We start from the raw sequence: 20,232 nt of genomic DNA on the forward strand, positions 1-20,232 counted from the left end.
TTTCAGAGGCGGCTGGAGAGATCGTCCAGGGCCGCGCGTAAATCCGTGAACTGGAAAGTGAAACCCGCTTCCAGCAAGCGTGTCGGCATGGCCTTCTGGCCGCCGAGCAACAACAAAGACATCTCGCCGAGGCCGACCTTCAGCGCCAGGGTCGGCATCGGCATGAACGCCGGGCGGTGCAACACGCTGCCCAGCGTCTTGGCAAATTCGCGATTGCGCACCGGTTGCGGCGCGCAGGCATTATAAGGACCACTGGCCTGATCCCGATGCAGAAGAAAATCAATCAGGGCGATTTGGTCGTTGATATGAATCCACGGCATCCACTGCCGACCATTGCCCAAAGGCCCGCCCAGCCCGAGTTTGAACGGCAACAGCAAGCGCGACAAAAAGCCGCCCTCGGCCGACAGCACCAAACCGGTTCGCACCAGTACCACGCGGATGCCCTGCGCTTCGGCGCGCAGTGCGGTTTCCTCCCAGGCGATGCACAACTGGCTGGCGAAATCGTCGATCACCGGCGGCGAATCTTCCGTCAGCTCGCGCTCACCGCCATCGCCGTACCAGCCGATTGCCGATCCGGAAATCAGCAATGCCGGTTTCTGCGCGCGGGTTTCGAGCCAGGCCAACAGTGTTTCCGTCAGCTTGATGCGGCTGCTCCACAGCAACGCTTTGCGGCGATGGGTCCACGGCCGATCGGCAATCGGCGCACCGGCCAGATTGATGATCGCGTCCACGGATTCTTCGCCGAGGTCTTCCAGACGCGCGATGCCACGCACCTGCGCACCGCAAATCTTCGCGACTTTCTCCGGCTTGCGGCTCCACACCGTCAAGCGATGGCCCTGCTGCGACCAGTATCGGCAGAGCTGACGTCCGATCAAACCAGTACCGCCGGTCAGCAATATGTGCATGACATCTTCCTCGCGTGGCGTTTAACCCGGATCACTAGTCTATTTTTATAAGCAGGGATCTTTTCTATCGGGCAGGCTCTATTGTTTAACCATAGGCCAAGCTGTCAGAACGAGAACGCTAGAAGTTATACCAAAAAACAAAATTGTACAGGTTTCATCCACGGCGTAGTCTGTACAGAAAGGTAAACGAGGCCCCTATGACTGTACCTATCGCAATCATCGGCACCGGCATCGCCGGGCTCTCCGCCGCCCAGGCTCTGACAGAGACCGGGCATACCGTGCAATTGTTCGATAAAAGTCGCGGCAGCGGCGGGCGCATGTCGAGCAAGCGCAGCGACGCTGGCTCGCTGGACCTGGGCGCGCAATATTTCACCGCGCGTGATCGGCGCTTCGTCACCGAAGTGCAGCGTTGGCAAAGCCAGGGCTGGGTCGCCGAGTGGACGCCGCAGCTCTACACCTATCAGGGCGGGCAACTGAATCTGTCGCCGGACGAGCAGACGCGCTGGGTCGGTGCGCCGCGTATGAGCGCCATCACCCGTGGTTTGCTCGACGGTCTGGAAGTGCACTTTGCCTGCCGCATCACCGAGGTCTTTCGCGGTGAGGAACACTGGCATCTGCAGGACGCCGAAGGCTTCACTCACGGGCCGTTCAGTCATGTTGTGATTGCCACGCCGGCACCGCAAGCGACTGCTTTGTTGGCCGCCGCGCCGAAGCTGGCCGGTGCCGCCGCGGGGGTGAAAATGGAGCCGACCTGGGCCGTTGCCCTCGCCTTCGAAACGCCACTGGATACGCCGATCGAAGGCTGCTTCGTGCAAGACAGCCCACTCGACTGGCTGGCGCGCAACCGCAGCAAACCGGGACGCGACAACACTCTCGACACCTGGGTGCTGCATGCCACCAGCGCGTGGAGCCGGCAACACATCGACCTGTCCAAGGAAGCGGTGATCGAACAACTGCACGGTGCTTTTGCCGAACTGCTGCACAGCGCCATGCCCGCGCCCACCTTCAGCCTCGCCCACCGCTGGCTCTACGCGCGCCCGGCGACGGGCCACGAATGGGGCACTCTGGCGGATGCCGATCTTGGCCTGTATGCCTGCGGCGACTGGTGCCTTTCCGGACGTGTCGAAGGCGCGTGGCTGAGCGGTCAGGAAGCCGCGCGACGTTTGCACGAACACCTGCAATGAACCGCATAAATCCGCAAAAATTGCTGCTGTCGAAATGGACAGCAGCCCACCCGCAGAATCGTGAAAAACATTTTCTGGTGACCGAGTTGTTTCGCGACGAGGAAGGCACAGTGCTGGAAGTCGAGTTGCAGGCGGTGTTGACCAAGCGTGCTGAGCGCCTCGATTGGCAGACTCTACAGAACAACGCCGAATGGCTGCAGGGCTGGAAGTAAATACCGTCCCCTGTGGGAGCGAGCTTGCTCGCGAAGGCGGTGTGTCAATCAATGCATTTGTTGAATGTTAATGCGTATTCGCGAGCAAGCTCGCTCCCACAGTGAACTGCGTTCAACCGGCAAATGTTGTACAAATCATTTGACTTGTACACCCATGAATCTATGCTGAGCAAAGTTGTACAGAGATCAACCTCTGTACAGGTATGGATTCGAGGTGCCCATGTCTGACTCTTGCGCAGCCAAACCAAAAATCGCCATCAGCGCCTGCCTGCTGGGCGCCGAGGTGCGCTACAACGGTGGACACAAGGAATCACGGCTGTGCAGCCGCACCCTCACCGAGCATTTCGATTTCGTTCCGGTATGTCCGGAGGTCGCAATCGGCCTGGGCATTCCCCGCGAGCCGATCCGCCTCGTCGGTGATCCAGAACATCCTGAAGCCATCGGCACGGTAAACCCTGCGATCAACGTCACTCAGCCTTTGGCCGAATACGGCACAAAAATGGCCGCCGAACTCGATGACATCTGCGGCTACATCTTCATGCAGCAGTCGCCGTCCTGCGGCCTGGAACGGGTCAAGGTCTACCACGCCAATGGCGCCCCGGTGAACGGCGGCGGGCGCGGGATTTACGCTCAGGCGTTCTGCGCACAGCACCCGGATCTGCCGGTGGAAGAAGCCGGGCGCCTCAACGATCCGGTACTGCGCGAGAACTTCATCACCCGCGTATTCGCCTACAGCGAATGGCAACAAGTCCTCGCCAATGGCCTGAGTCGTCGCGCCCTCACCGAATTCCATTCGCGCTACAAATACTTGCTGATGGCGCACAACCCACTGCAATACAAAGCGCTGGGCAAACTGCTCGGCAACATGGCCGACACCGATCCCGTCGAACTCGGCCCACGCTACTTCAGCGAACTGATGGCAGCGCTGAAAAAATGCGCCACGCGCGGCACCCACAGCAATGTCCTGCAGCACATCAGCGGTTATCTGAAACAGGCGATCAGCGCCGAAGACAAACAGGAAATGCAACACGTCATCGGCCAGTACCGCCAAGGCATCGTGCCGCTGGTGGTGCCGTTGACGCTGCTCAAGCATCACTTTCGCCTCCATCCGGATTCGTACATCGCGCAACAGGTTTACCTGCAACCGCACCCGGAAAACCTCAGCCTGCGAAACGCAATCTAATGAACGACAAAATGGATACCAGCGCCCAGGAAGACCTTGGTGCTGATTTTAAAAAAGCCCTCGACGAGGGCTGGCTGCCGATTCGTGAAGTCGCCCGGCAAACCGGCGTCAACGCAATCACCCTGCGTGCGTGGGAACGCCGCTACGGGCTGGTCGTCCCGCAACGCACACCCAAGGGTCACCGGCTGTATTCGGCCGAACATGTGCAGCGAATTCTGACCATCCTTACCTGGCTCAACCGTGGCGTCGCGGTCAGCCAGGTCAAACCGCTGCTCGACACGCCACAGGCGTTCAGCGAAACGGTGGAAAACGACTGGCAACGGTTGCGCCAGACATTGCTGGCGGCCGTCACGCAACTCAATGAACGCAGCCTCGACGACAGCGTCAATCAGGCCATGGCGCTCTACCCGCCACGCACCTTGTGCGGGCAATTGCTGATGCCGCTGCTGGCGGAACTGGAGCAGCGCTGGCAAGGCCAGTTCGGCGCGCAGATGGAGCGAGTGTTCTTTTATTCGTGGTTGCGCAGCAAATTCGGCACACGCATCTACCATAACAATCGTCAGTTACATGACGCCCCGCTGTTATTGATCAATCATTCCGACCTGCCACTGGAACCTCATCTGTGGCTGTGCGCGTGGCTGATCAGCAGCGCTGATTGTCCGGTGCAAGTGTTTGACTGGCCGCTGCCGGCCGCCGAACTGGCACTGGCGGTCGAACATCTGCAAGCCCGTGGCGTACTGCTGTATTCCAGCAAAGCCATGAACCTTGCGCAGTTGCCGAAACTATTGAATGGAGTCAGTTGCCCGAAAATGCTGGTCGGACCAACGGTATGCATCCACCACGCCGAGTTGTCCGTAAGAACTTGCGAGATGGCTGATGTGTTCCTGGCTGAAGACGCGCTTGTAGCGCACCAGGTGCTTGTTCAGCGTGGGCTGATCTAATGGACGCAGTGAGTTCCGACATGCAATTGATCTGGCTGCGCAGCGACTTGCGCCAACATGACAACACTGCCCTCGCGGCTGCCGCAGCGCGCGGCCCGACGGTCGCCGTGTACCTGTTGAGCCCGCAGCAGTGGCTGGAACATGACGATGCGCCGTGCAAGGTCGACTTCTGGTTGCGCAACCTGCGTGAGCTGAGCGCCAGCCTTGGCCAACTCAACATCCCGTTGCTGATTCGCACTGCAACCCATTGGGATAAAGCCCCGGCGGAACTGCTCAAGCTCTGCCGGCAACTGAAGATTGCGGCGGTCCACGTCAATGAAGAATATGGCGTCCATGAAAGCCGTCGCGATGCAGCGGTAGGCGAAACACTAAAGGCCGAGGGCATCACCTTTCACAGCTATCTCGACCAGTTGCTGTTCAAACCCGGCACGGTGCTGACCAAGACCGACAGCTACTTCAAGGTGTTCAGCCAGTTTCGCAAAGTCTGTTACGAACGCCTGCATCGCTCGATGCCTGCGTTGGTCAAGGCCCCAGGTAAACAGGCAAAACTGGCGATAGACAGCGACCCGGTTCCCGACTCCGTCAAAGGCTTCGCCACACCGAGCCAATCCCTGCGCGATCTGTGGCCCGCCGGTGAACAGGAAGCACGACGCCGCCTCGACACCTTCACCGACGTGCAGATCGACTACTACCAAAGTGAACGCGACTTCCCGGCCAAACCCGGCACCAGTCAGCTCTCGGCGTATCTCGCTGCCGGCGTGATCTCACCGCGCCAATGCTTGCACGCCGCCCTGCAAAGCAATCAGGGCGAGTTCGAAAGCGGCAAGGTCGGTGCGGTCACCTGGATCAACGAGCTGCTGTGGCGCGAGTTCTACAAACACATCCTGGTCGGCTATCCACGGGTCTCGCGGCACCGCGCCTTTCGCCCGGAAACCGAAGCCCTCGCCTGGCGTGATGCGCCGGACGATCTCGCCGCGTGGCAAGAGGCGCGCACCGGTCTGCCGATCATCGATGCGGCCATGCGCCAATTGCTCGAAACCGGATGGATGCACAATCGCCTGCGCATGGTCGTGGCGATGTTCCTGACCAAAAACCTGCTGATCGACTGGCGCGAAGGTGAACGCTTTTTCATGCGCCACCTCATCGACGGCGATCTGGCGGCGAACAACGGTGGCTGGCAATGGAGTTCGTCGACGGGCACCGACTCGGCGCCGTACTTCCGCATCTTCAACCCGTTGAGCCAGTCGGAAAAATTCGACAGCGAAGGCCTGTTCATCAAGCACTGGCTGCCGGAACTGGCGGGCCTCGACAAAAAACAAGTGCATAACCCGGCCGACGTCGGTGGTTTGTTCGGCGCGGCGGATTATCCGTCGCCGATCGTCAACCTCAGCACCTCACGCCAACGGGCCTTGGCAGCCTTCAAGAATCTGCCTTCGCGTACGTCTTCAGGAGGTGATGATGAGTGAATTCCTGCGCCGCTTCGCCCGGCAATTTTCAGCGTTGAACAAAGACAACCTGCAAAGCCTGGGCGAGCTGTACAGCGATGACATTCATTTCACTGACCCGCTGCACGAGGTGCAGGGGCTGGCGCAGTTACGCGACTACTTCGGCGAGCTGTACGCCAATGTCAGCGAACTGCGTTTCGACTTTCATGGTTTCGACCAGATCGGCGACTGTGAAGGCTACCTGCGCTGGGTCATGAGTTATCGCCACCCGCGCCTGGCGGGTGGCCGCGTAATTCGTGTCAGCGGCTGTTCGCACCTGCTGTGGCACGACAAGGTTTATCGCCATCGGGATTATTTCGATGCCGGGGCGCTGCTGTATGAACACTTGCCAGTATTGGGCCGGGTCATCGCCTGGCTGAAAAGGAGAATGGGATGAGTCGTACACCTCCACGGCGTTATTGGTTGACCGGGGCCAGCAGTGGCATCGGCGCGGCGCTGGCTGAAGAGATCCTGAAAACCGGTGCGCACCTGGCGGTCAGTTCCCGCCAGATCGCTCCGCTCAAGGTCTTGTCGCAACGCTATCCAGGGCAGGTTTTGGTGGTGCCGGGAGATCTGACCAACAGCCAGACTGTGCGCGAAATCGGCGAGCAGATCATGCAGGACTGGGGTTCGCTGGACTCGGTGATTCTCAACGCCGGCACCTGCGAATACGTGGATGCCAAGCAGTTCGACTCCTCGATCATCGAGCATGTGGTGCGCACCAATCTGCTCGCCAGCAGTTACTGCATTGAGGCCGCGTTGCCACTGTTGCGCAAAGGCACCGCGCCGCATCTGATCGGCATGGCCAGTTCGGTAACCTATCTGCCGTTGCCACGGGCCGAAGCCTATGGCGCCTCCAAGGCCGGTTTGCGTTACCTGTTCGAATCGCTGCGCATTGACCTGGCCGATGAAGGCATTGAAGTCACCGTGGTCAGCCCGGGTTTCGTCGAAACACCGCTGACCGCCAAAAACGATTTCCCCATGCCGTTGAGCTGGCCTGTGGATAAAGCCGCGCGGCACATCTTCGCCAAGCTCAAGGATCGGCCGCTGGAGATCGCCTTTCCGGCGCTGTTCATGGCCGCGTTGTGGCCACTGTCGAAACTGCCGGCACGCGTCCAATTGGCGATCGGCAAGCGTATGGTGCGCAAGTCCCCACCGCTGACGGATCCGACATGAAAATTGCCATCGTCGGCAGCGGGATCGCCGGGCTGACCTGCGCCTACCTGCTCAATCGCCGCCATGAAGTGACGGTGTTCGAGGCGGGCGACTGGGTCGGTGGCCACACGCACACCGTGCCGGTGACCGTCGATGGCCGCCAATATGCCGTGGACACCGGGTTCATCGTGTTCAACGACTGGACCTACCCGAACTTTATCCGCCTGCTCAGCCAGCTTGGCGTAGCGTTCAAACCGACGGAAATGAGTTTCTCGGTGACCGACCCGGACACCGGCCTGGAATACAACGGCAACAATCTCAACAGCCTCTTCGCCCAGCGCAGCAACCTGTTGTCGCCGGGGTTCTGGGGTATGTTGCGCGATATTCTGCGTTTCAATAAAGAAGCCCAGCGCGACCTCGTCGAACTGCGCATCGCCGCCGACACCACCCTCGACGAATACCTCAAGGCCGGCGGTTACGGTGAACGTTTCATCCTGCATTACATCGTGCCGATGGGCTCGGCGATCTGGTCGATGCCGATGGCGGAAATGCTCAACTTCCCACTGCAGTTTTTTGTGCGGTTCTTCAAGAATCATGGGCTGTTGTCGGTCAGTGATCGTCCGCAGTGGCAAGTCATCGAAGGCGGCTCGAGCGCCTATATCGCGCCGCTGACGGCAGCGTTCAAGGAGCGGATTCGTCTCAATTGCCCGGTAACCCGGGTTGATCGTGACGTGCATGGCGTAGTTATCCACAGCCCGGCAGGCCTCGAACACTTCGATCATGTGGTGTTCGCCTGCCACAGCGATCAAGCGTTGAAACTGCTGGCGGTGCCGAGCGATGCTGAACGCGCGATCCTCGGCGCCCTGCCCTACGCCGACAACGAAGTGGTGCTGCACACCGACACCCGTTTGCTGCCGACACGCAAACTGGCCTGGGCGAGCTGGAATTATCGGCTCAGCGGCGCCGGCCACACCCACGCCGCCGTCACCTACGACATGAACATTCTCCAGGGCATTCAGAGCGACACCACGTTCTGCGTCAGCCTCAATCAGAGCGCCGGCATCAGCCCGGACAAAGTGCTCGCCCGTTACACCTACGCCCACCCGCAATTCAGCCTCGCGGCGGTGGCGGCACAAAACCGCTGGGGCGAACTGGATGGCGCGCAGCACACGCATTATTGCGGCGCCTATTGGGCTAACGGTTTTCATGAGGACGGTGTGGTCAGCGCCTTGCGCGTGGCCGCCGCGTTCGGGGAAACCTTATGAACAGCGCCCTGTACAGCGGCTGGATCGGCCATCGGCGCTTCTCGCCGCGCCGCCATGAATTCCGCTACCGGATCGGTTTGCTCTACCTCGATCTCAGTGAACAGGACGCGGTGCTTGCACTGTCGCCACTGGCCGGACGCAGTCGCTTTGCGCCGTTTTCATTTCGCGAAACCGACTATCTCAAGACTTTTACCAGCCGTGGCATGCGCCTGATCGATGCCGTACGCCAGCAGGTCGGCATCGCCATCGGCCATGAACCGCAAGGCTCGATCTGCCTGCTGACCCAAGCACGCAGTTGGGGGTTGTCGTTCAATCCGGTGAGTTTCTTTTATTGCCACGAGGCCGACGGGCAACTGGCGGCGATTGTCTGCGAAGTCACCAATACGCCGTGGCGCGAGCGTTATCACTACGTGCTGCCAGCACGCACGCCCGTCGACCTGCAGGATTTTCATCAGCACTTCGCCGTGGCCAAAGCCTTTCACGTTTCACCGTTTTTGCCGCGCGATCTTGAATACCGTATGAGTTTCAGTCCCGCCGCGCAAAACCTCGGTGTGCACATGGCCGACTGGCAAGGCGAGCACAAACTGTTCGACGCGACGCTCAATCTGCAACGCGAAAGCCTTGATCGCCACAGCCTGCACCGTCACTTGCGGCGCTTTCCGTGGATGACCGCAAAAACTGCCTTGGCGATTTACTGGCAGGCGCTGCGCCTGCTGCTCAAACGCGCACCGCTCTTTGCTCATCAGACTGCCGACGGCAGTTTTCAAACCGCCACTGTGCCTCCCAAGGAGCACCGCCATGAAATCCTCTAGTCTGTCGGTCAGTCGGCTCAGCACCAACGGTTTGACCGGGTCGTTGCTGCGCCGCGGCGTGTTGCGCCAATTGGCGCAGCTCAAACACGGACAATTGCTGGTGGTCGAGGATGGCGAACGGCTGATGTTCGGCACGCCGGGCAGTGCCTTGCTCGGGGAAATCCATGTGCTCGACCCGGCCGTCTGGGGCATGGTCGCGGGCAACGGTTCGATTGGTGCCGGCGAGGCCTTTATTCACGGTTATTGGAGTTCACCGGATCTGACGGCAGTGGTACGCGTATTCGTCAGCAATCTGGACGTGCTCGATGCGATGGAGGGCGGCCTGGCCCGTCTCGGCCGGCCGTTGGTGCAAGGCTTGCACTGGCTCAACCGCAATACGCGCAAGGGTTCGCAGAAGAACATCGCGGCGCACTACGACCTCGGTAACGATCTGTTCGAGCAGTTTCTCGACCCGACCATGATGTATTCGGCGGCGCAGTTCCTTACGCCCGAAGACAGCCTGGAGCAGGCGCAGTTGAACAAGCTGGAGCGGATCTGCCAGAAACTCGCGCTCAAACCCGGCGACCATTTGCTGGAAATCGGCACCGGTTGGGGCAGCATGGCGCTCTACGCCGCACAAAATTACGGTTGCCGCGTCACCACCACGACCCTGTCGAAAGAGCAGTACGCGTTTACCGCGCAACGTATCGAACAACTGGGTTTGCAGGATCAGATCACGCTGCTGCTCAAGGACTACCGCGACCTCAGCGGCGAATACGACAAACTGGTGTCGATCGAAATGATCGAGGCGGTCGGTCACCGCTTCCTGCCGACCTACTTCAAACAATGCGCGCACTTGCTCAAGAGCAACGGCCTGATGCTGATCCAGGCGATCACCATCCGCGAGCAGCGCTATGAACAGGCCAAGCGCGGCGTCGACTTTATTCAGCGCTACATCTTCCCCGGCGGTGCCCTGCCCTGCGTGCAGAAAATGCTCGAAGTGGTCAGCCGCGACACCGACATGAACCTGCTGCACATGGAGGATTTCGGCCTGCACTACGCACGAACCCTGCGCCTGTGGCATGAGAATTTTCGTCGCGCCCATGGCCGTTTGAGCGAGTTGGGTTACGACGATTATTTCCTGCGGCTGTGGGAGTTTTACCTGTGTTACTGCGAGGGCGGCTTCCTCGAACGCACCATTGGCACCGCGCAACTGTTGCTGGCGAAACCGGCCGCGATGACCGCGCCGTTGCTCGGACGCTTCGATGCTTGAGCGTGTCGCCAATGCTGTGCTGTTCCAGATCGGCTGGCTGACCTGCGTGCTCGGCGGCAACAGTTTGTGGTTACTGGTCGCGTTGGCGGTGCTGGTGATTCATCTGCGCTGGATCAGCAGTTGGGCGGCTGAAGGCCGTTTGATTTTGAGCGTGGTGATTGTCGGCACGGCGGTGGACAGTGTGTTGCGTGGTGTCGGGGTGTTCGAGTTTCAGGATCAGTCGCCGCTGATTCCGCTGTGGCTGATGCTGCTCTGGGCACTGCTGGCGACCACGTTGCGTCATTGCCTGGCATGGAGCGCCCGGCCGTGGTGGCTGGCCAGCGTGCTGGGTGCGGTCGGCGGCGCGTTGTCGTATTACGCTGGCGGGCGGCTGGCCGGAGTGCAATTTCCCTATGGCGAGTTACCGACATTGATCGGCATCGGCCTGCTCTGGGCGCTGCTGTTTCCGCTGCTGCATGCGATGGCTCGGCGGCTGGCACACTGAGCGTCTGTCAGACCTTTCACACGCACGGCGGCGACTGCCTTACACTGCCGCCATGAAAACCATTCCCCACCAGCAAATCACCGAGCCTGCGGTCACCTGCTCGACCTGCGCGGCGTGCTGTTGCCAGCTCGAAGTGATGCTGATCACCGACACTGGCGTGCCTGATCGCTTTATCGATACCGATGAATGGGGCGGCGAAGTGATGTTGCGTCTGGACGACGGCTGGTGCGCGGCGCTGGATCGCGACAGCATGATGTGCACGATCTATGAGAAACGCCCGCTGATCTGCCGCGAGTTCGAGATGGGCGCGCCGGAGTGCATTGAAGAGCGCAAAGGCATCACCACTGCCTACCGCTGATTTTTGAGCTCACTGAAAACAACTGTGGGAGCGAGCTTGCTCGCGAAAGCGGTCTTTCATTCAACATCATCGTTGAATATGAAATAGCTTTCGCGAGCAAGCTCGCTCCCACAGGGGTCAAGCGTTTAGCAGTTATAGCGGCATTGTGTAATGCAGCGAATAACTTTCTACACCGTCGTTGCTGCTGGCCAGGCCGGCGTTGGAATAGTGCGTCGCACGAATCCCGACTTCATGCCCGCCATTGAAACGCAGACCAAAACCGAAGCGGTCTTCAAACTGGAAAGAGCCGCCGAGATTGTTGGATTCGTACTTGGTATTGGAGAAAGCCGCGACACCAATCCCCGCCTCCACATACGGTTTGACCGATTGACCGGCAAACTCGTAAACAAATACCGGCGAGAAAGACAGGCTGTTGTTGCTGGAGGTCTTGTCACCTTCCCAGTAGGTGTAAGCCCCGCTCCAGTAACCGGTCAGACGACCGACGTCACTTTGCAGCCAGCTCTTGTCCCAGTCGAAATTCATGCCCAAGCGGTACGTCATGGTCGAATCGCTGGTGGCCCCCACCGCGAACTCCACACCGGCCGCTTGTGCAGTAATACTTTGCCCCATCAGTGCGGCCGCAATCGCGGCCAAGCAGAATAGTCGCTTCACGTTGAAACTTCCTTTTCCGGAACGATCGTTTGGTTTTCTAGATAACTCATCGCTATAGAAGCTAGCGCCTGCTCAGAAGTTCAGCTGAAGTTTTAGTTATTTCACAATTTTTTTACAAGCTGAAGTTTTGCACTTCGTCGGCAATCTGCCCCAGTAACGGCAGGATGTTTTTGAAGTACGCAGGATCGGCGCTGGTCCAGAATCTGACCGGCTGGTTCGGGCCGGCAGCGAGCAAATCGCGCTCCGCCAAAAGCCGCTGAAGTTGCCGTGCTACAGCCGCGCCGGTATCGATCAGGCTGATGTCCGCAGGGAGCATCGACTTGAGCATCGGCTTGAGAAAGGGATAGTGGGTGCAGCCCAGAATGATCGTGTCGCAACCGCTGGCCAACAGTGGCTCGACATAACCTTGCAGCAACTGGCGCAACTCGGCGCTGTGCAGATCGCCGCTTTCAATCAGCTCGACCAGGCCGGGGCATGGCTGGGTGATCACACGCACGTCAGTGGCAAAGCGATCAAGCAAAGCGGCGAACTTGGCGCTCTGCAACGTACCGGTAGTGGCGAGGACGCCGACCACACCGCTGCGGGTCGCGGCAGCGGCAGGTTTGACCGCAGGCTCCATACCGACAAGCGGCCAGTCGGGAAAATCACTGCGTAGATCGGCAACACCCGCGACCGTCGCGGTATTGCACGCGATGACCAAGGCCTTGGCGCCTTGCTCGCGGAAAAACCCGGCCATCACGTTGCAACGCTGGCGAATGAACTCCGGGGTTTTCTCGCCGTAGGGAATGTGCCCGCAATCGGCGACATAGAGCAGCGATTCGTTGGGCAGCAAACGCTGGATTTCCGCCAGCACCGACAAGCCGCCGACGCCGGAGTCGAACACGCCGATCGGCGCTTCACGCATGGCGCGAACCACAGACGCTGCACCCCGGATCGCGCTTGACGCGCAGTTCACGGAAACGCGAACCGAGGGCATCGATCAGCAGCAAGCGGCCAATCAGCGGCTCACCGAATCCGACCAATACTTTCAACGCTTCCAGCGCCTGAAGACTGCCGACCAGGCCGACCAGCGGCCCGACCACACCGGCCTCGCTGCAAGTCAGTTCGGCTTCGCTGCCGTGCCCGTATAAACAGTGGTAGCACGGGCTCTCGGCACGACGCGGGTCGAACACCGACAACTGCCCTTCCAGACGAATCGCCGCGCCGCTGACCAAAGGTTTGCACGCCGCCACACACGCAGCGTTGACCGCTTCGCGGGTGGAGAAATTATCGGAACAGTCGAGCACCAGATCCACCGCCGCCACGGCAGCCGCGAGAGAGTCTTCGTCCAGTGCCTGACGATGGGCGATCAATTGAATCTCTGGGTTGATCGCGCCCAGACGCTTGAGCGCCGAGTCGACCTTGCTCATGCCGACGCTGTCGGTGTCGTGAATGATCTGGCGTTGCAGGTTGGTCAGGTCGACGGTATCGAAATCCGCCAGATGCAATTGGCCGACACCGGCCGCCGCCAGATACAGCGCCACCGGCGCACCAAGGCCGCCGAGACCAACGATCAGCACGCGACTGTCCTTGAGCTTCAATTGCCCGTCGATGTCGATGTGTTGCAGCAGAATCTGCCGGCTGTAGCGCAGCAATTCCTGATCATTCAGCACGGCAGGCGCCCCAGACTGATGCGTTGATGACCGCCCAGATCGGTGCGGCTGTGGACTTCTTCAAAACCGCGCGTCAGCAACAGATCGCGCACGGCTTCGGCTTGATCATAGCCGTGTTCGAGCATCAGCCAGCCAGCGGCCTCCAGATGCTCCGGGGCCTGGGCGACGATCAGACGCAGATCGTCGAGCCCGTCTTCACCGGCGACCAATGCGCTGGTCGGCTCGAAGCGCACATCGCCTTCGACCAGATGCGGATCGGCGGCAGCAATGTACGGCGGGTTGCTGATGATTAACTGAAAACGCTGACCTTCCAGCGCGCTGAACCAATGGCTGCTCAGCACCGTGGCATTGTTCAGATGCAGGCGCTGCCGATTGCGCTCGGCCAAGGCTACGGCTTCGAGTACGCGATCTACCGCAGTGACTTTCCATGCCGGACGCTCGCTGGCCAAGGCCAGGGCAATCGCACCGCTGCCGGTGCCAAGGTCGAGCACTTTGGCTGGAGTCGCGGGCAGCAATTCCAGCGCCGCTTCCACCAGCAATTCAGTGTCCGGGCGCGGGATCAGCGTGTGTGGCGCGACTTCCAGATCGAGTTTCCAGAAACCCTGCTGCCCGAGAATGTAGGCCACCGGCTCACCGCCACGACGCCGTTGCAGGTATTCGGCAAAGGTCAGTGCCGCTTCACTCGGCACGATGCGCTCGGGCCAGGTGTGCAAAAAGCTGCGCGACTTGCCCAGCGCCGCGGCGAGAAGCAATTCAGCGTCCAGGCGCGCGGTGGGCGAGTCCGGCAGTTCGGCGGCGCGCAACAGGCTGGCAATGATGGTCATTTATTCACCTATCGCTGCAAGTTGGTCAGCCTGGTATTCGGCCAGCAATGGCTCGATCACCGCTTCAACGCCACCGGCAAGAATTTCGTCAAGGGAGTACAGGGTCAGGTTGACGCGATGGTCGGTGACCCGGCCCTGGGCAAAGTTGTAGGTGCGGATACGTTCGGAACGGTCGCCCGAGCCAACCAGCAATTTACGCTCGCTGGCGATCGCGTTGGCCGCCGCTGCGGTTTGCTGATCGTTGAGTTTGGCCGACAGCCAGGCCATCGCCCGAGCGCGGTTCTTGTGCTGGGAACGTTCTTCCTGACACTCGACGACGGTGCCGGTCGGTATGTGCGTGATGCGGATCGCCGAGTCGGTGGTGTTGACGTGCTGACCACCGGCCCCGGAGGAGCGGAACGTGTCGACGCGCAAATCCGCCGGGTTGATCTCGATGGCTTCGCGCTCGTCCGGCTCGGGCAACACCGCCACGGTGCAGGCCGAAGTGTGGATACGGCCCTGGGATTCGGTAGCGGGTACACGCTGTACGCGGTGCGCGCCTGATTCGAATTTCAGCTTGCCGTAAACATTGTCGCCTTCGATGCGCGCGATGACTTCTTTATAGCCACCGTGTTCGCCTTCGTTTGCCGAAAGAATCTCGACCCGCCAGCCGCGACGCTCGGCGTAACGCGAGTACATGCGGAACAGGTCGCCGGAGAAGATCGCCGCCTCGTCGCCACCGGTGCCGGCGCGAATTTCGAGGAAGACGTTGCGGCCGTCATTCGGATCCTTGGGCAGCAACATGCGTTGCAGGTCGGCTTCCAGGGTTATCAGCAATTCCTTGGCTTCGCGGACTTCTTCCACGGCCATTTCACGCATGTCCGGGTCGCTGTCCTTGAGCAGCGCCTGCGCGCCTTCAAGATCGCTTTGTACGCCGAGCAGCTTTTTATAGCCTTGTACCACCGGCTCGAGTTCGGCGTATTCCTTGGAATAAGCGCGGAATTTGGCCTGATCGGCAATGACTTCGCCGTCGCCGAGCAGCGCGGTCAGTTCCTCGAAACGGTCCTGGAGGATGTCCAGCTTATTGAGCAGTGACGCTTTCATTGCGGTTTTTTATCCGAAAAGCTATCCGGTGAGCCCTCGAGGGCAAAGAGTTCCTGGGCCATGGCCAGCGCATCGAGGCGGCCTTCGGCAGAAAGCTTTTTCAATTGCACGCTGGGCGCATGCAACAGTTTATTGGTCAGGCCACGGGCCAGTTGCCCGAGCACGTCTTCGGCGTTGCCGCCGTTGGCCAGCAGACGCAGGGCCTTTTGCAGCTCTTCGTCGCGCAGGCGTTCGCTCTGTTGACGATAAGCCTTGAGCACGTCGACCGCCGCCAGCTCACGCAGGCGCACCATGAAATCGTCAGCGCCGACCGAAACCATTTCTTCCGCCGCTTGGGCTGCGCCCTGGCGACTCTTGAGGTTCTCGGCGACCACTTCGTGGAGATCGTCGACGCTGTAGAGGTAAACGTCGTCCAACTCGCCGACTTCCGGCTCGATATCGCGGGGAACGGCGATGTCGACCATGAAGATCGGTTTGTGTTTGCGCAGCTTCAATGCACTCTCGACCGCGCCCTTGCCAAGAATCGGCAACTGACTGGCGGTCGAACTGATAACGATATCGCTGCGTACCAGTTCTGCCGGGATGTCCGACAGCAACACCGCGTGGGCGCCGAACTGTTCGGCCAGCAAACTGGCGCGTTCCAGCGTGCGGTTGGCGACGACGATGCGCTTGACCCCCAGCTCGTGCAAATGGCGGGCGACCAAAGTAATGGTCTCGCCGGCGCCGATCAGCAAAGCCTGACTACGCTGCAAATCACTGAAAATCTGTTTCGCCAGGCTGACGGCGGCAAACGCCACCGATACCGGGTTTTCACCGATGGCGGTGTCGGTGCGCACCTGTTTGGCGGCATTGAACGTTGCCTGAAACAGTCGCCCCAACAGCGGGCCGATGGTGCCGGCCTCGCGGGCCACGGCGTAGGCCGACTTCATCTGACCGAGAATCTGCGGTTCGCCCAGCACCAGCGAGTCGAGCCCGGAGGCGACGCGCATCATGTGACGAACTGCCGCATCATCTTCATGCACATAAGCACTCGCGCGCAGCTCATCGAGGCTTAAATGGTGATAGTCGGCCAGCCAGCGCAACACGATATCGGCAGAAAGCTGATCCTGTTCTATATAAAGCTCACTGCGATTGCAGGTGGAGAGGATCGCAGCTTCGCGGCTGTCGGTCAGTCGGCAGAGCTGCTGCAAGGCCTCCACCAGCTGTTCAGGAGTAAAAGCCACGCGCTCGCGGACGTCTACTGACGCAGTCTTGTGGTTGATACCGAGTGCAAGGAAGGCCATTCAAGGTCGCTGATGGTGACGTGAAGCCGGCAATTGTCCTACTTCGAAAGATTCAGAACAACTACCGCTGACTATTGTCCCAATCGTCAGTCCCTATAATGGGCACAATTGAGTCTCGGTTATGTTTGGCCGAAGGCTTGTGTCATGATGATCCGACCGCAGGTTAGTCGTCCTCTTCCTATATGAATAGATCTTCCGCGTTGCTCCTCGCTTTTGTCTTCCTCAGCGGCTGCCAGGCCTTGGCTCCCGTTTCGCCGGACGGTACGCCGTCGGTTGAAGACACCACGCCCGCGCCTGAAAAGCCCAAGGTTTACAGCTCGTTCAGCGAGGAAACCGTTTTCAGCCTGCTGAGCGCCGAACTCGCCGGCCAGCGCAATCGTTTCGACATTGCCCTGGACAACTACGTGACCCAGGCCATCAATACGCAGGATCCGGGCGTCTCCGAGCGCGCCTTCCGTATCGCCGAATATCTGGGCGCCGATCAACCGGCCCTCGATACCGCGCTGATCTGGGCGAAAAACGCCCCGGACGACCTCGAAGCGCAACGCGCCGCTGCCGTGCAACTGGCGCGCGCCGGGCGTTATGACGACTCGATGGTCTATATGGAGAAAGTCCTGCAGGGCAAGGGCGACACCCATTTCGACTTCCTCGCGCTGTCGGCAGCGGATACCGATCAGGAAACCCGCAACGGTCTGATGAAAAGCTTCGACCGTTTGTTGCAACGTCATCCGAACAACAGCCAGCTGATTTTCGGCAAGGCCCTGTTGTTGCAGCAGGATGGCGACAACAAAGCCGCGCTGGCATTGCTCGAAGACCACCCGCCGGAAGAAGGCGAGATTGCGCCGATCCTCCTGCGCGCGCGCCTGCTGCAACTGCTGAACCGCGGCGACGAAGCGCTGCCATTGCTGCAAAAAAGCATCAAGAAGTACCCGGACGACAAACGCCTGCGCCTGACTTACGCACGCATGCTGGTCGAACAAGACCGCATGGACGACGCCAAAGCCGAGTTCTCCAGCCTTGTTCAGCAATACCCGGAAGACGACGAACTGCGTTACTCGCTGGCCTTGGTGTGCCTTGAGGCCAAAGCCTGGGACGAGGCCAAGGGTTATCTGGAAGACTTGATCGCCCGTGAAAGCCACGTCGATTCGGCGCACCTGAACCTCGGTCGCATCGCTGAAGAACGCAACGATCCGCAAGGCGCGCTCATTGAGTACGCCCAGGTCGGCCCGGGCAATGACTATCTGCCGGCGCAATTGCGTCAGGCCGATATTCTGATGAACAACGGCAAGACCGCAGAAGCGCAAAGCAAACTCGCCGCCCAGCGCGACGAGCAGCCGGACTACGCGATTCAGCTGTACCTGATCGAATCGGAAACCCTGTCGGCCAATAAACAGGACGACAAAGCCTGGAAAGTCTTGCAGCAAGCCTTGCTGCAGTACCCGGACGATCTGAATCTGCTTTATACCCGTGCCATGCTCGCGGAAAAACGCAATGACCTGGCGCAGATGGAAAAAGACCTGCGCCTGATCATCAAGCGTGATCCGGACAACGCCATGGCGCTAAATGCTTTGGGCTACACCCTGTCCGACCGCACCACCCGCTATGCTGAAGCCAAGGCGCTGATCGAGCAGGCGCACCAGATCAATCCGGAAGACCCGGCGGTTCTCGACAGCCTCGGCTGGGTGAATTACCGCATGGGCAATCTGGATGACGCCGAGAAATATCTGCGTCAGGCGCTGGAGCGTTTCCCTGATCACGAAGTCGCCGCACATCTGGGCGAAGTGTTGTGGACCAAGGGCAACCAGCGTGAAGCCAAACAAATCTGGGGCAAATTCCTCAAGGATCAGCCCGACAGCACAATTCTGCGCAGCACCATCAAGCGCCTGACCGGATCCGAGACTCTTTAACTCATGTTTTTGCGCCACGTTATTGTTTTCAGCTTCATCGCCCTGCTCGCCGGTTGCTCGGGTTTTGGCACTCGCGAATCGGTCGAGGGCCACGGCAGCCCGGCTCAGTGGGCCGCGAACAAACAACAGCTGACCGGCCTCGATGGCTGGCAGATCGACGGCAAGATCGGTATCCGTGCGCCGAAAGATTCCGGTAGCGGCACGCTGTTCTGGCTGCAACGTCAGGATTACTACGACATCCGCTTGTCCGGCCCGCTGGGTCGTGGCGCCGCACGCCTGACCGGGCGTCCGGGCAAGGTGTCGCTGGAAGTTGCCAATCAGGGCCGCTATGAATCGCAATCGCCGGAAGCCCTGCTCGAAGAGCAGCTTGGCTGGAAGTTGCCGGTGTCGAATCTGGCCTGGTGGGTGCGTGGCCTGCCGGCTCCGGACAGCAAAAGCCGCCTGAATCTGGATGCCGACAGCCGTCTGGCCAGCCTGGAACAAGATGGCTGGAAAGTCGAATACACCGCTTACACCGAGCAGAACGGTTACTGGTTGCCGGAACGCATCAAGCTGCACGGCACTGACCTCGACGTGACGCTGGTGATCAAGACCTGGCAACCGCGCAAACTGGGGCAATAACCCATGACCGCTGCACGTCTGACCCTACCCTCGCCGGCCAAACTCAACCTGATGCTGCACATTCTCGGTCGCCGTGAAGACGGTTATCACGAGTTGCAGACCCTGTTTCAGTTTGTCGATTACGGCGATGAAATCACGTTTGCCGTGCGTGATGACGGCGTGATTCAACTGCACACCGAATTCGCAGGCGTACCGCATGACAGCAACCTGATCGTGCGCGCGGCGAAAATGCTGCAGCAACAGTCCGACTGTAAGCTCGGCATCGATATCTGGATTGATAAAGTCCTGCCCATGGGCGGCGGCATCGGGGGCGGCAGCTCGAACGCGGCGACGACTTTGCTCGGTCTGAATCATTTGTGGCAACTGGGTTGGGATGAAGATCGCCTGGCCGCACTGGGCCTGACACTCGGCGCCGACGTGCCGGTTTTTGTCCGTGGCCATGCGGCTTTCGCCGAGGGTGTGGGCGAGAAACTGACCCCGGTCGATCCCGAAGAACCGTGGTATCTGGTGCTCGTGCCGCAAGTCTCTGTTAGTACGGCAGAAATTTTTTCCGATCCTTTGTTGACACGTAACACGCCGCCCATTAAAGTGCGCCCCGTTCCCGAGGGAAACAGTCGAAATGACTGCTTGCCGGTGGTTGCAAGGCGTTATCCAGAAGTACGTAACGCATTGGATTTGTTAGGTAAATTTACCGAAGCAAAACTCACCGGAACTGGAAGTTGTGTGTTTGGGGGCTTCCCAAGCAAAGCTGAAGCTGATAAAGTCTCGGCCCTTCTGACAGAGACCCTTACAGGGTTTGTAGCAAAAGGCAGCAACGTTTCGATGTTGCACCGCAAGCTGCAAAGTCTGCTCTAAAGGAACCAGGTGCTCGGCACTTGATGCAACAGATACAGGGGCGTCGCCAAGCGGTAAGGCAGCAGGTTTTGATCCTGCCATGCGTTGGTTCGAATCCAGCCGCCCCTGCCATTTTCTATAC

The 20,232-nt window shown here is 59.8% G+C and carries 22 protein-coding genes and 1 tRNA gene; 16 read left to right on the forward strand and 7 right to left on the reverse strand.

Translation table 11 applies throughout. The features are described 5' to 3' along the window. Nucleotides 1-2: 2 nt before the first annotated feature. Nucleotides 3-905, reverse strand: a complete 903-nt coding sequence (locus tag RMV17_RS24630) for a TIGR01777 family oxidoreductase (RefSeq protein ID WP_108226021.1) — start codon at nt 903-905, stop codon at nt 3-5. Between the two features lie 197 nt (nt 906-1,102). Here RMV17_RS24630 and RMV17_RS24635 point away from each other — a divergent pair, with 197 nt between their 5' ends. The 12 genes from RMV17_RS24635 to RMV17_RS24690 all read left to right on the forward strand — a co-directional run bounded on the left by RMV17_RS24635 (nt 1,103) and on the right by RMV17_RS24690 (nt 11,235). Continuing rightward, nucleotides 1,103-2,089, forward strand: a complete 987-nt coding sequence (locus tag RMV17_RS24635) for an NAD(P)/FAD-dependent oxidoreductase (protein ID WP_034156019.1) — start codon at nt 1,103-1,105, stop codon at nt 2,087-2,089. After that, entirely contained in the window at nt 2,086-2,301 is a 216-nt protein-coding gene (locus tag RMV17_RS24640; protein ID WP_034156020.1) for a TIGR02450 family Trp-rich protein, read from the forward strand. The genes RMV17_RS24635 and RMV17_RS24640 overlap by 4 nt, the downstream gene beginning before the upstream one ends. Before the next feature lie 220 nt (nt 2,302-2,521). Then, complete coding sequence (locus tag RMV17_RS24645; RefSeq protein ID WP_311883220.1) at nt 2,522-3,484, forward strand: DUF523 and DUF1722 domain-containing protein; 963 nt, start codon at nt 2,522-2,524, stop codon at nt 3,482-3,484. Then, nucleotides 3,484-4,425, forward strand: coding sequence for a MerR family transcriptional regulator (locus tag RMV17_RS24650; RefSeq protein ID WP_311883221.1), 942 nt, complete (start codon nt 3,484-3,486; stop codon nt 4,423-4,425). Before RMV17_RS24645 ends, RMV17_RS24650 begins: the two co-directional genes overlap by 1 nt. 20 nt (nt 4,426-4,445) lie before the next feature. Next, on the forward strand, nt 4,446-5,891 hold the full coding sequence (gene phrB / locus RMV17_RS24655) for a deoxyribodipyrimidine photo-lyase (RefSeq protein WP_311883223.1): 1,446 nt from the start codon (nt 4,446-4,448) through the stop codon (nt 5,889-5,891). Further along, on the forward strand, nt 5,884-6,306 hold the full coding sequence (locus RMV17_RS24660; RefSeq protein ID WP_016987206.1) for a nuclear transport factor 2 family protein: 423 nt from the start codon (nt 5,884-5,886) through the stop codon (nt 6,304-6,306). Before phrB ends, RMV17_RS24660 begins: the two co-directional genes overlap by 8 nt. Beyond that, entirely contained in the window at nt 6,303-7,085 is a 783-nt protein-coding gene (locus RMV17_RS24665) for an SDR family NAD(P)-dependent oxidoreductase (RefSeq protein ID WP_034156024.1), read from the forward strand. The genes RMV17_RS24660 and RMV17_RS24665 overlap by 4 nt, the downstream gene beginning before the upstream one ends. After that, on the forward strand, nt 7,082-8,329 hold the full coding sequence (locus tag RMV17_RS24670) for an FAD-dependent oxidoreductase (protein WP_311883229.1): 1,248 nt from the start codon (nt 7,082-7,084) through the stop codon (nt 8,327-8,329). Before RMV17_RS24665 ends, RMV17_RS24670 begins: the two co-directional genes overlap by 4 nt. After that, nucleotides 8,326-9,141 carry a DUF1365 domain-containing protein gene (locus RMV17_RS24675; RefSeq protein ID WP_311883232.1) on the forward strand — a complete coding sequence of 272 codons (816 nt, stop codon included), beginning with the start codon at nt 8,326-8,328 and terminating at the stop codon, nt 9,139-9,141. Before RMV17_RS24670 ends, RMV17_RS24675 begins: the two co-directional genes overlap by 4 nt. Continuing rightward, on the forward strand, nt 9,128-10,393 hold the full coding sequence (locus RMV17_RS24680) for a cyclopropane-fatty-acyl-phospholipid synthase family protein (RefSeq protein ID WP_311883233.1): 1,266 nt from the start codon (nt 9,128-9,130) through the stop codon (nt 10,391-10,393). Before RMV17_RS24675 ends, RMV17_RS24680 begins: the two co-directional genes overlap by 14 nt. Beyond that, entirely contained in the window at nt 10,386-10,877 is a 492-nt protein-coding gene (locus RMV17_RS24685; RefSeq protein WP_311883235.1) for a DUF2878 domain-containing protein, read from the forward strand. The genes RMV17_RS24680 and RMV17_RS24685 overlap by 8 nt, the downstream gene beginning before the upstream one ends. A gap of 52 nt (nt 10,878-10,929) precedes the next feature. Next, nucleotides 10,930-11,235, forward strand: coding sequence for a YkgJ family cysteine cluster protein (locus RMV17_RS24690; RefSeq protein ID WP_007912865.1), 306 nt, complete (start codon nt 10,930-10,932; stop codon nt 11,233-11,235). A gap of 132 nt (nt 11,236-11,367) precedes the next feature. On the opposite strand, the gene RMV17_RS24695 is transcribed toward RMV17_RS24690, so the two are convergent. The 6 genes from RMV17_RS24695 to hemA all read right to left on the reverse strand — a co-directional run bounded on the left by RMV17_RS24695 (nt 11,368) and on the right by hemA (nt 16,728). Beyond that, on the reverse strand, nt 11,368-11,886 hold the full coding sequence (locus tag RMV17_RS24695; protein WP_034156029.1) for an acyloxyacyl hydrolase: 519 nt from the start codon (nt 11,884-11,886) through the stop codon (nt 11,368-11,370). A 112-nt stretch (nt 11,887-11,998) separates the two neighbouring features. Then, nucleotides 11,999-12,790, reverse strand: a complete 792-nt coding sequence (gene murI, locus RMV17_RS24700) for a glutamate racemase (protein WP_311883239.1) — start codon at nt 12,788-12,790, stop codon at nt 11,999-12,001. Beyond that, nucleotides 12,783-13,538 (reverse strand): molybdopterin-synthase adenylyltransferase MoeB, encoded by a 756-nt coding sequence (locus RMV17_RS24705; RefSeq protein WP_034156031.1) that lies wholly within the window; start codon nt 13,536-13,538, stop codon nt 12,783-12,785. The genes murI and RMV17_RS24705 overlap by 8 nt, the downstream gene beginning before the upstream one ends. Continuing rightward, entirely contained in the window at nt 13,532-14,362 is an 831-nt protein-coding gene (gene prmC / locus RMV17_RS24710; protein WP_311883242.1) for a peptide chain release factor N(5)-glutamine methyltransferase, read from the reverse strand. The genes RMV17_RS24705 and prmC overlap by 7 nt, the downstream gene beginning before the upstream one ends. After that, entirely contained in the window at nt 14,363-15,445 is a 1,083-nt protein-coding gene (gene prfA / locus RMV17_RS24715; protein WP_311883244.1) for a peptide chain release factor 1, read from the reverse strand. Beyond that, the gene (hemA, locus tag RMV17_RS24720; protein ID WP_007951716.1) at nt 15,442-16,728 is read right to left on the reverse strand and encodes a glutamyl-tRNA reductase; all 1,287 of its coding nucleotides are present in this window, start codon (nt 16,726-16,728) and stop codon (nt 15,442-15,444) included. The genes prfA and hemA overlap by 4 nt, the downstream gene beginning before the upstream one ends. 182 nt (nt 16,729-16,910) lie before the next feature. On the opposite strand from hemA, the gene RMV17_RS24725 reads away from it, so the two are divergent. The 4 genes from RMV17_RS24725 (at nt 16,911) to RMV17_RS24740 (ending at nt 20,222) form a co-directional block, all read left to right on the forward strand. Then, nucleotides 16,911-18,635: a tetratricopeptide repeat protein gene (locus tag RMV17_RS24725; protein ID WP_034156034.1), complete on the forward strand. Its 1,725-nt coding sequence runs from the start codon at nt 16,911-16,913 to the stop codon at nt 18,633-18,635. A 3-nt stretch (nt 18,636-18,638) separates the two neighbouring features. Beyond that, entirely contained in the window at nt 18,639-19,256 is a 618-nt protein-coding gene (gene lolB, locus RMV17_RS24730; RefSeq protein WP_034156035.1) for a lipoprotein insertase outer membrane protein LolB, read from the forward strand. Between the two features lie 3 nt (nt 19,257-19,259). Further along, complete coding sequence (ispE, locus tag RMV17_RS24735) at nt 19,260-20,111, forward strand: 4-(cytidine 5'-diphospho)-2-C-methyl-D-erythritol kinase (RefSeq protein ID WP_311883249.1); 852 nt, start codon at nt 19,260-19,262, stop codon at nt 20,109-20,111. A 36-nt stretch (nt 20,112-20,147) separates the two neighbouring features. Next, nucleotides 20,148-20,222: transfer RNA gene (locus tag RMV17_RS24740), tRNA-Gln, on the forward strand. Nucleotides 20,223-20,232 lie beyond the last annotated feature (10 nt).

The sequence above is a fragment of the Pseudomonas sp. VD-NE ins genome (genome assembly GCF_031882575.1).
Lineage (GTDB): Bacteria > Pseudomonadota > Gammaproteobacteria > Pseudomonadales > Pseudomonadaceae > Aquipseudomonas > Aquipseudomonas fluorescens_BZ.